The sequence below is a fragment of the Alcaligenes faecalis genome, from assembly GCF_009497775.1.
In the GTDB taxonomy this organism is placed as follows: domain Bacteria; phylum Pseudomonadota; class Gammaproteobacteria; order Burkholderiales; family Burkholderiaceae_B; genus Alcaligenes; species Alcaligenes faecalis_D.
In genome coordinates, this window is sequence record NZ_CP031012.1 from 4,150,188 (window position 1) to 4,159,911 (window position 9,724).

Sequence of the window (9,724 nt, forward strand, 5' to 3'; positions counted from 1 at the left end):
AAGAAACAGGAGTGGAAGATGGCTGTATCTGATCATCAAATGGTTCAGGCCTGGAACGAGGTGCTGAGTCTTTCTGGAGTGAAGCCGGGGCAGATGGTCACCATTCTGACCAGTTTGCATACTCATCCTCAAACCTTGGCTACAGCCAAGCTGGCCGTGGCGGCCTTGGGGGCAACCCAGATGCAGGTGGATTTGCTGCCTGTAAACGCAGAAAAAGCATTGAGCCGCGACCTTTTGGCTTACTTGGGCACGACTCCGTTGACGGGTAATCCAGCAGCGATTGCTGCCCTCAAGGCCAGTGATCTGGTGCTGGACCTGATGACCTTGCTGTTCTCTCCCGAACAGCATGAGATTTTGCAGTCCGGTACCAAAATCCTCTTGGCAGCCGAGCCGCCCGAGGTGCTGGTGCGTATGGTGCCGTCCTTACAGGACAAGGAGCGTGTGGAGCGTTCGGCGCAGGTGTTGCAGGGGGCTCGTGAAATGCGAGCGACATCCAAGGCAGGAACCGATCTGGTGATGCCTTTGGGGCAGTACCCGGTCATGAAGGAATACGGCTTTGTGGATGAGCCGGGGCGCTGGGATCACTGGCCCAGCGGCTTCATCCTGACCTGGCCCAACGAGGGTCAGACGCATGGTCGCATCGTGATTGATCGCGGCGACATTTTATTGCCCATGAAGTCCTATGCGGCTGATCCCATCACCATGACGGTCGAGAACGGCGTGGTGACCTCAATTGAAGGCGGGCTGGATGCCGAACTGCTGCGCGAATACATGGCCTCGTTCAACGATCCTGAGGCTTACGCCATGTCCCACATAGGCTGGGGCCTGCAGCCCCGTGCGCACTGGTCCACGCTGGGCCTTTACGACAAGGAGCAAACCCTGGGCATGGATGCCCGTGCCTATGCAGGCAATTTCTTGTTCTCCTTTGGCCCCAATAATGAAGTTGGGGGCGATCGCACAACGGCTTGCCACATCGATATTCCGCTGCGTGCCTGCACCGTGACGGTAGATGGTCGCGAGACTGTGCGGGAGGGCAAAGTGGTGGAGGAATTGGCATGAGCAGCCAGAGTGTTTACGAGCGACAGGGGTTTGGGCAAGGGCTGGAGCTGGAAGGCAATGTCGGGCTGTTAATTGTGGATTTCGTTAACGGTTTTGCAGATCCCCAGGCATTTGGTGGTGGAAATATTCTGGAAGCCATTGAGCAAACGCGCACGGTTCTGGCGGATGCACGGGCACAGAACTGGCCGGTGGCGCACAGCCGCATTATCTTTGCCGATGACAGTGCCGACCGCAATGTATTTGGTCTGAAAGTCCCCGGTTTGGTGCAGCTGCGAGAGCACAATCCAGCCAGTGCGATTGTCGATGCCTTGAAGCCTGCACCGGGTGAACTGGTCGTGCGTAAAACGGTTCCATCGGCCTTCTTTGGAACTGCTTTGGCTGCCTGGTTTGCGGAGCGGGCGGTGCAAACTTTGCTGATTGCTGGCGCCACCACAAGCGGGTGCGTACGTGCCTCTGTCGTGGATGCCATGTCCTGCGGCTTGCGCCCTTTTGTCCTGGCAGATTGCGTGGGTGACCGAGCCAAGGAGCCGCACGACGCGAGCCTGTTTGATATTCAACAGAAGTACGGCGAGGTTCGTCCGTATGCGGACTTGCGCCCCTTGCTGGTGATCTAGGACTATCGGTTTTTTTGCTTATTTATTATTTATTTGTTTAATTAATTGGGAAGGTTTGGGCTGCCCAAGGCCCAAACACCGAGGATGTACAGCATGAAAAAAACGTTGAAAGTAGGTGTGATAGGCGGTGGTATTGGCGGCGTGACTTTGGCAGCAGCCCTGGAGCAGCGCGGCATAGAAGTACATTTGTTTGAGCGTGCAGCCGCCTTTGGAGAGGTGGGTGCCGGGATTCAAATGACCCCGAATGCGGTCAAGGTGCTCAACGCTTTAGGCGCACACGATGCGCTGGCCAAGGTGGGTTTTTTGCCCGAGGCTTTGGTGGGGCGTGATTGGTCCAGTGGAGAGGAAAGCTTCCGTATCCCTTTAAAGAGCGATTGCCCGACGCTGTATGGGGCGGAGTTCTTTCACGTGCATCGTGCGGACCTGCATCATTTGTTGACCGAGCTTCTGGGTACAACAAAGGTCACCTTTAACACGCAGTGCACCGGGGTGTCGCAGCAAGATGGCAAGGCGGTGGCACATTTTGCTGACGGATCTAGTTTTGAGGCCGATCTGATCGTGGGTGCTGATGGAGTGCGTTCAGAGGTACGTCGCTCCATTTTTGGAGAGGAAGAACCCAAGTTCACCGGCAATATGTGCTACCGGGCAGTCGTGCCTTTTGACCAGATGCCTGATTTTGTCGCACCCGAATCTTCTTTCTGGCTGGGTCCTAAAAGCCATGTGGTGACCTATTACGTGAATGGCGGCAAGGCTGTGAATATTGTGGCGGTGAATGAAACAGCCAACTGGGTGGAAGAGTCCTGGAATGCGCGTAGCACCCAGCAGGAAATGCTGCAGGACTTCAAGGATTGGCACCCCAATATCGTCAAGCTGTTCGAGCGCGTGACGGATGTCTATCGTTGGGGTTTGTTCGATCGTGACCCTATGACCAAATGGTCGGCAGGCCGTGTGACCTTGCTGGGCGATGCGGCACATCCGATGCTGCCCTTCCTGTCACAGGGCGCGGCAATGGCCATCGAGGACGCCTACGTGTTGGCGGTTGCTCTGGCTGCTTTGCCGGATGACCTGGACACAGCCTTGTCGCTTTATGAAGCAGAGCGCTTGCCACGTACCAGCCGTGTGCAGCTGGAAGCGCGTGAGCGTGGCCGCACCTATCACCTGTCCGATAGCGAAGCCAAGGCCAAGCGAGATGCCGAATACCGTGAGCAGCAGAAGAAAAACCCGCACGCGGGTGGTATCAAGACGGACTGGGTTTATTCATATAATGCTACTGACTTTCAGCCGAAAGCATTACAGGTTTAATGGGTAGGGCCGGGGGAAGCGTCTTGTTGTCGATACGTCAGTATGTTGAGAACCAGATTCACATCATTACCGGCCTGCAAGGCAGCCCGGTAGACTTTACGACGCCTGCGGGTGACCCCGGTTTGTTTGGCCCACAGTCCGCTGTTTGGGAAGTGCATGCAGACTTCACCTCCATGATGTTGGGGGGGATTTCTGCATTGTGCTTGCAGATGCTGGACCCGAAGGTACTGGCCGGGGTCTGGGATCACTCCCGCTTTCGCCAGGATATGCAGGGTCGCTTGAGCCGAACGGCACAGTTCATCTCGGCAGTCAGCTATGCAGGCACGGAGCAGGCCGAGCGTTGCATTGATCAGGTACGGCGGGTGCACGAGCACATCCATGGGCATTTGCCGGATGGTACGCCTTACGATGCCAATGACCCGGAATTGCTGCGCTGGGTGCATCACACGCAGGCCTACTGTTTTCTGCAATCCCATATGCGCTGGCGTAATGCCAGGCTGGCGCCGGAGCAGCAGGATCGCTATGTCGCGCAATATTCGAAGGTTGCAGTATTGCTGGGTGCGGATAGCCTGGTCATGGATGCGGCAAGCTTGAGGGAGTTGTTTGCCCAGGCCGGTCCGCAATTACGGGTTGATGCGCGAACCCAGGAAGTGGCTACAATTTTAATGTCTTCACATACCCTGTTTAAGGGGCCCAAGGCTTGGGTTGCCAGGGTGTTCCTGTTAGCGGCATTGGATATGTTGCCAGAGTGGGCTCAACGCTGTTTTGAGCATCGCCCCAGCACGGCATCCATGTGGTGGCGTCGCAAGGTGGTGAACAGCGTTGCGTGCGTCTTGCGTTGGGCCACACGTAACGGCTCCGTGCATCGGGCACGGCGTCGCGTCGCCAATCTGGCTTAGCTGGTAGATAAGAATGAATCAAATTTTGAGGCAAATATGGGCCGTGTAACTTTGTCGTCGGATAGCTCCTGGGTCAAGCGGGATAAGCCTGGACGCCCGGAAGGGGTAGGTGACAACACGTCAGAGCGAATTCTGGACGCCGCCGAGGAAGAGTTTTCCGAGACTGGCTATGCCGGGACCACATTGCGCGTCATCGCTCAAAAGGCGGCTGTGACCCAAGCCTTGATTAACTACTACTTCGGTTCCAAATACGGCCTGTTTGAGGCCGTGTTCATCCGCCGAGGCAAAACCATTTCCGATGAGCGTCTACGACGCTTGCATGCCTTGCGCGATCAGGATGGCAAGGTCCTGGTCGATGATGTGGTGCGCGCTTTTCTGGCACCCACGATTGCCTTGCGCGAGACACCCGGAGGCCGACGCTTCTTGCGACTGCAAGCACGTTTGCACACCGAGCCAGCCGAGATTTCCTACAAACTGCGTAATGAAGCCTACGACGGCTCAACACGCGCGTACGTACAGATCCTGGAAGAAATACTGCCCGAGTTGCAGGCCAAGGACGTGTACTGGCGTGTAGTCCTGATGATCGGGGCCTATATGTATGCCTTCTCCGATACACACCGCCTGGAAGAGCTGGCGCCAGGTATCTGTGACCCCAACAATACTGACGAGATTCTTGAGCAGATCATTGCCTTTGTCTCTGCCGGTTTGCTGGCTGCGCCGGTGGTCTTGCCTGGCAAGGCTTGAACCAGGCGTTTTCGTTTATTTAACCGGCGTACACAACTCCACCACAACACGCTCTGGCGTCTGTACATAAGACACCATCTGCCCCCACGGCTTGTTCTGTGGTGGTGCCAGTTCCGTGCCGCCTTCTGCCAGCGCCTTGGCATGAGCTGCAGGCACATCGTCGCAGACCAGGGCGATTTCAATGGCCAGTGGCACGTCTGATGCGTGAGCCGACAAATGCCCTTTGGGGTAGTTCATGTAGGCCAGCATTTCCGCTGCAAAGGCCAAGGTGGTTTGGCCGGTTTCCAGTTCACCGTACAAGCCGGTTTCATGCAGCATCTTGGTGGACAATCCAAATGCACGGTTGAAGTAGCCCAGTGCCTGGCCGACGTCGGGAACGTAGATGATGGTGTAGCCAAATTTCATGGTGGGACTCGGTAGGAAAATGCAGGGCCAGTGCAAAAAAAAATCGGCCCCCCGATTGTAGAGTGGGGGGCCGATCTTTTTACGGCTTTACAAGCCGGGTCAGGGTTTAAAGCTGACCGCGTTTTGTCAGTTCTGCTTTCACACCCGCACCGTAAGCAGGGTCTGCCTTGGTGAAGTGGCCCAGCTGACGTTCGATGATTTCCTTGGGAACACCGGCCATGGCGTCGGCAATATTGCTGAACAGACGCTGCTTTTCCTCGTCGTTGAACAGGCGGAACAGATTGCCGGGCTGCGAGTAGTAATCATCATCTACACGGTGATCCCAGTGATCTGCCGGCTGGCCGTCCAGCGCCAGAGGCGGTTCGCTGCGGGGAGCCTGTTGCCATTCACCCTGGCTGTTGGGCTCGTAGTTCAGCGTGCCGCCGTTATTGTCGCCAGTACGCATGGCGCCATCGCGGTGGTAGCTGTGGAATGGGCAACGCGGTGCGTTCACCGGCAGCAGGCCGTGGTTCACGCCCAGACGGTAGCGCTGGGTGTCGCCGTAGGAAAAGATACGGCCTTGCAGCATGCGGTCGGGCGAGTGGCCAATACCAGGCACCAGGTTGGCAGGCGTAAAGGCAGCTTGCTCCACTTGGGCGAAGTAGTTGGTGGGGTTCTCGTTCAGTTCCAGCATGCCCACATCGATCAATGGGAAGTCGCCATGTGGCCAGACCTTGGTCACGTCAAAGGGGTTGATGTGATAGGTGCGAGCCTGCTCTTCGGTCATGATCTGGATGCGCAGCGCCCAGCGTGGGAAGTTGCCCTTTTCAATGTTCTCGTACAGATCGCGCTGCGAGCTTTCGCGGTCCTGGCCTACGACTTTGGCGGCTTCTTCGTTGGTGTAGTTGGCAATGCCTTGCTGGGATTTGAAGTGGAACTTCACCCAGTGGCGCTGGCCCTTGTCGTTGATCAGGCTGTAGGTGTGCGAACCAAAGCCGTGCTGCTGGCGCAGGTTACAGGGCAAACCGCGGTCGCTCATCAGGATGGTGACCTGGTGCAGGGATTCGGGCGACAGGGACCAGAAATCCCAGGCGGCGCTCATGTTGCGCAGGTGGCTGCGAGGGTCGCGTTTCTGTGTGTGGATGAAGTCGGGGAACTTCAGTGGATCCCGTATAAAGAAGACAGGAGTGTTATTGCCCACGAGGTCCCAGTTTCCGTCTTCTGTATAGAATTTGAGGGCAAATCCTCGAACGTCGCGTTCTGCATCGGCGGCTCCTGCTTCACCAGCTACGGTGGAAAAACGTAAGAAAACGGGGGTCTTGCTGCCTGGCTTGAAGACCTTGGCCATGCTGTACTGACTGATATCGTGCGTCACGGTAAAGGTACCGAAAGCGCCCGAGCCTTTGGCGTGTACAACGCGCTCGGGGATACGTTCACGGTCAAAGTGAGCCAGCTTCTCCAACAGCCAATAATCCTGCATCAGGACGGGACCACGAGGGCCTGCTGTCATGGAGTTCTGGTTCTCCTCAACAGGGCGGCCAGCGGCGGTCGTCAGGGTTTTGTTGCTCATTGTGATTCTCCGTTGAAGCTGACCCGAACCGAGTGGGCGGGTCGTTTTAAGAAGTTGAGATCAGTCTACTTGCCTTGGTCGAAATAGTTAAATCAAATGATTTTAGCGAACGAATAGCTTTTTGCTATTGAGAGGACTTTCATCCCGATCATAGCGGTAAGTACAAACACAGAGGATGAAATTTCGATGATAGGGGCAGAGAAAAAAGTTAATAAATGTTTGTAAATTCGGGCCTTTAGCGCTGTTGGATAGAGCCATTAATGGTAGGTGGGATTGTTTCGAGCAATCTGGCAGGCAACAGGCATAAAAAAACCCCGCTAAACGTAGCGGGGTTTTTCGTGTCAGAGCGAATTAGCTGTTGGCTGCTTTCGCGCTGTTCTTTTCGATCTGCAGCGTGATGTAGCGCTGTTGTGCAATGGACAGGATGTTGTTCACGCACCAGTACAGAACCAGACCAGCGGGGAAGAAGAACATCATGCCACCAAAGACCAGAGGCATCAGCATCATGACTTTGGCTTGCATTGGATCAGGCGGAGTTGGGTTCAGCTTGATCTGCAGGAACATGGTACCCATCATGATGGCGGGCAGAATCATCCATGGGTCGCGTGCGGCCAAGTCGTGAATCCACAGAATCCAGGGTGCACCGCGCATCTCGACGCTGCCCAGCAGCACCCAGTACAGCGCAATGAACACAGGGATCTGAACCAGCATAGGCAAACAGCCACCCAGCGGGTTGATCTTCTCGGTGCGGTACATCTCCATCATGGCAGCGTTCAGCTTGGCCTTGTCGTCACCGAACTTTTCGCGCAGGGCTTGCATGCGTGGAGCAAATTGCTTCATCTTGGCCATGGAGCGGTAGCTGGCAGCCGACAGCGGGAAGAACACCAGCTTGATCAGCACGGTCAGCGCCACAATGGACCAGCCCCAGTTACCCAGCAGGGAATGCAGCCAGGTCAGCAGCTTGAACAAAGGCTTGGAGATGATGGTCAGCCAGCCGTAGTCCACAACCAGATCCAGACCGGTAGCCAGTTGCGACATGGCCTTCTGGTCTTGCGGGCCTACCCACAGGGAGGCGTCCACGGCCTTGTTCTGGCCAGCAGCGATAGAACCGACCGATTCCAGCGTGCGCACGGCGTACAGATTGTTGCCCAGCTTCAGGATTTCGTTGGTGCGTTGCAGCTCCTGGGCGGGAACCCAGGCGGTTGCAAAGTAGTGCTGCACCATGCCGATCCAGCCGTTATCCACGCTGCGAGCGTAGGTGGCCTTGTTCTTGTCGATGTCCGAGAAGGTGATCTTCTGGAACTTGTCGCCGCTGGAGTAAACCACAGGACCGGTAAAGGTGCTGTACAGGCGGGACGAGTCGGCCGGGTTGTTGCCGTCACGGGTCAGTTGCAGGTACAGGCGTGGGTCAATCGCGGCGCCCGTATTGTTCTGGATGTCGTGACGAACCTGGATGTCGTAGCGGCCCTTGTGCAGCGTGTAGGTCTTGGTGACTTTCACGTCGTCCGAAGTGGCTTCAAACACCACGTCCAGCGTATCGCCTGTCATGCTGCGCTGGTTCGAGACCAAGGCGAATGGAGTCAGGTGGTTGGGCAGGTTCTGGCCGGAGGCACCCACAATACCGGACTGGGCCAGGTAGGTGGAGGCGGGCGAGTTATCCAGCAGCACCATGGGCTGCTCGGGGTTCTCGGGCGAACCGTACTTCAACAGCTCGGACTTGATCAGCTGGGCACCTTCGGTGCTGAAGCTGAGCTTGTAGACGTCTGTTGTGATGTCGATGGTTTGCGCTGTGGCGGACACCGCGCTGTTGCTCGAAGGCAAGGCAGCAGACGCAGTCGGCTCTTGAGCAGCGGGAACACCACCATTTGCGGCAGGTTCGTCGGAGGCTGCTGGAGCTTGCGTGGTGGCTGGGGTGGAAGCGAACAGCGATGGCTTGCCGTTATATTCCTGCCAGTTGTTCCACAGCAGCAGCAGTGCAAAGGAGAAGATCATCCATAGGATGGTGCGTCGGATATCCATAGCGCCTGTATCACATTTATAAAGCTGAGCAAAAGCTTAGCAGTTTAACGTAGCTGGTCGGCAAACAGGGGGTTGCCTTGAAAAACAAGGCGCAGACCAGGACGGTTTTAGAAAGTGTTGCGGTCTTCGGGCGTGCGAGCGGGCACAGGATCATGCCCTCCCTTGCACCAGGGATTGCAGCGGCAGATGCGTACACCACCGAGCCATAGCCCTTTGAGCGGGCCATGAATTTCAATGGCCTGCAAGGCATAGTTGGAGCAGCTGGGGGTAAAGCGGCAGTTTCTACCGATCCAGGGACTCAGAAAAAACTGGTAAAAGCGGATCGGTGCCGAAGCCAGTTTGCGCATCATGGCCGTACCTTGGAAAACAAGGTGTCGGCCTCGGTGCGAACCAGTTGCTTCAGGGCGGTCAGCGACACCTGGGGTACCTTGCTGTGCAGCCTAAAGACATAGGCGGCATTGGGCAAGCCTTCGCGTTTGTGGCGGAAGGTTTCACGCAAGATACGTTTGATGGTGTTGCGGGTGACGGCGCGGTTGGCAAAGCGCTTGGGGACGATCAGTCCCAAACGGGCGCCTTCGGTCTGGTGTGGATCCTCGCCACGAGAGCGAGTGACCACGAACAAAGCCCCGCGACCTACGCGTTGTCCTTTTAATGACTGCGCGTATTCGGTGGGGCTATGTAAGCGAGCCGTAGCTGGAAAGGAGGCACGCATGATGCGTATCGTGGGAGTCGGGCTTTAGATAATAGATCCATCACCCTGGGCCCCGCATCCCGACATGGCTTATACAGCCAGACGTTTGCGACCTTTGGCGCGACGTGCGTTCAAAACAGCGCGGCCACCGCGAGTTTTCATGCGAACGCGAAAACCGTGGGTGCGCTTGCGACGGGTAACGGAGGGTTGGTAGGTGCGTTTCATGGTGTATCCAAAAAAATGAGCCGCCAGAAATCGCAGAAAAGCTCCACCCCGACAGCATAAACGCTTGGGATCTGGCAACAGAAAATCGTGTTAAGCCCGTCATTTCAGCAAATTCTTTCTGTTGTGTCAATTATTTAGCCCGATATTGCGCAACTAAATTTGTTAGCCTGTGGATAACTTGGCACAGCTCAGGGTAGAATCGAGGTTTACAGAAGTG

Annotated in this window: 11 protein-coding genes; 5 read left to right on the plus strand and 6 right to left on the minus strand. The window is 56.2% G+C overall.

All coding sequences use genetic code 11. From position 1 onward, the window contains the following. Positions 1-18 precede the first annotated feature (18 nt). The 5 genes from DUD43_RS19025 to DUD43_RS19045 all read left to right on the plus strand — a co-directional run bounded on the left by DUD43_RS19025 (position 19) and on the right by DUD43_RS19045 (position 4,618). Positions 19-1,059 (plus strand): 2,5-dihydroxypyridine 5,6-dioxygenase, encoded by a 1,041-nt coding sequence (locus tag DUD43_RS19025; protein ID WP_153231491.1) that lies wholly within the window; start codon positions 19-21, stop codon positions 1,057-1,059. Next, positions 1,056-1,673 carry an isochorismatase family protein gene (locus tag DUD43_RS19030; protein WP_153231492.1) on the plus strand — a complete coding sequence of 206 codons (618 nt, stop codon included), beginning with the start codon at positions 1,056-1,058 and terminating at the stop codon, positions 1,671-1,673. The genes DUD43_RS19025 and DUD43_RS19030 overlap by 4 nt, the downstream gene beginning before the upstream one ends. A 93-nt stretch (positions 1,674-1,766) precedes the next feature. Then, positions 1,767-2,975, plus strand: coding sequence for an FAD-dependent monooxygenase (locus DUD43_RS19035; protein WP_153231493.1), 1,209 nt, complete (start codon positions 1,767-1,769; stop codon positions 2,973-2,975). 23 nt (positions 2,976-2,998) lie between these two features. Further along, positions 2,999-3,874 (plus strand): oxygenase MpaB family protein, encoded by an 876-nt coding sequence (locus DUD43_RS19040; RefSeq protein WP_153231494.1) that lies wholly within the window; start codon positions 2,999-3,001, stop codon positions 3,872-3,874. A 36-nt stretch (positions 3,875-3,910) separates the two neighbouring features. Next, complete coding sequence (locus tag DUD43_RS19045) at positions 3,911-4,618, plus strand: TetR/AcrR family transcriptional regulator (protein WP_137431119.1); 708 nt, start codon at positions 3,911-3,913, stop codon at positions 4,616-4,618. Positions 4,619-4,633: 15 nt separating this feature from the next. Here DUD43_RS19045 and DUD43_RS19050 read toward each other — a convergent pair whose 3' ends face one another. The 6 genes from DUD43_RS19050 to rpmH form a co-directional block, all read right to left on the minus strand. Beyond that, positions 4,634-5,023: a VOC family protein gene (locus DUD43_RS19050; protein ID WP_153231495.1), complete on the minus strand. Its 390-nt coding sequence runs from the start codon at positions 5,021-5,023 to the stop codon at positions 4,634-4,636. Between the two features lie 106 nt (positions 5,024-5,129). Then, positions 5,130-6,572, minus strand: a complete 1,443-nt coding sequence (locus tag DUD43_RS19055) for a catalase (protein ID WP_153231496.1) — start codon at positions 6,570-6,572, stop codon at positions 5,130-5,132. Positions 6,573-6,923: 351 nt separating this feature from the next. Next, a complete protein-coding gene (gene yidC / locus DUD43_RS19060) occupies positions 6,924-8,591 on the minus strand; it encodes a membrane protein insertase YidC (RefSeq protein ID WP_153231497.1) in 1,668 nt (555 codons plus the stop codon). Positions 8,592-8,698: 107 nt separating this feature from the next. Beyond that, positions 8,699-8,941, minus strand: a complete 243-nt coding sequence (gene yidD / locus DUD43_RS19065; protein ID WP_021447161.1) for a membrane protein insertion efficiency factor YidD — start codon at positions 8,939-8,941, stop codon at positions 8,699-8,701. Next, positions 8,938-9,303: a ribonuclease P protein component gene (gene rnpA, locus DUD43_RS19070; RefSeq protein ID WP_009461433.1), complete on the minus strand. Its 366-nt coding sequence runs from the start codon at positions 9,301-9,303 to the stop codon at positions 8,938-8,940. Before rnpA ends, yidD begins: the two co-directional genes overlap by 4 nt. A 69-nt stretch (positions 9,304-9,372) precedes the next feature. After that, positions 9,373-9,507, minus strand: a complete 135-nt coding sequence (rpmH, locus tag DUD43_RS19075; RefSeq protein WP_003800771.1) for a 50S ribosomal protein L34 — start codon at positions 9,505-9,507, stop codon at positions 9,373-9,375. Positions 9,508-9,724: the final 217 nt, after the last annotated feature.

Excerpts from the sequence above, each read along its gene's own strand:
- DUD43_RS19025 (WP_153231491.1), top strand. The coding sequence starts at position 19 with ATGGCTGTATCTGATCATCAAATGGTTCAGGCCTGGAACGAGGTGCTG.
- DUD43_RS19030 (WP_153231492.1), top strand. The coding sequence starts at position 1,056 with ATGAGCAGCCAGAGTGTTTACGAGCGACAGGGGTTTGGGCAAGGGCTG.
- DUD43_RS19035 (WP_153231493.1), top strand. The coding sequence starts at position 1,767 with ATGAAAAAAACGTTGAAAGTAGGTGTGATAGGCGGTGGTATTGGCGGC.
- DUD43_RS19045 (WP_137431119.1), top strand. The coding sequence starts at position 3,911 with ATGGGCCGTGTAACTTTGTCGTCGGATAGCTCCTGGGTCAAGCGGGAT.
- DUD43_RS19050 (WP_153231495.1), bottom strand. The coding sequence starts at position 5,023 with ATGAAATTTGGCTACACCATCATCTACGTTCCCGACGTCGGCCAGGCA.
- DUD43_RS19055 (WP_153231496.1), bottom strand. The coding sequence starts at position 6,572 with ATGAGCAACAAAACCCTGACGACCGCCGCTGGCCGCCCTGTTGAGGAG.
- yidC (WP_153231497.1), bottom strand. The coding sequence starts at position 8,591 with ATGGATATCCGACGCACCATCCTATGGATGATCTTCTCCTTTGCACTG.
- yidD (WP_021447161.1), bottom strand. The coding sequence starts at position 8,941 with ATGATGCGCAAACTGGCTTCGGCACCGATCCGCTTTTACCAGTTTTTT.
- rnpA (WP_009461433.1), bottom strand. The coding sequence starts at position 9,303 with ATGCGTGCCTCCTTTCCAGCTACGGCTCGCTTACATAGCCCCACCGAA.
- rpmH (WP_003800771.1), bottom strand. The coding sequence starts at position 9,507 with ATGAAACGCACCTACCAACCCTCCGTTACCCGTCGCAAGCGCACCCAC.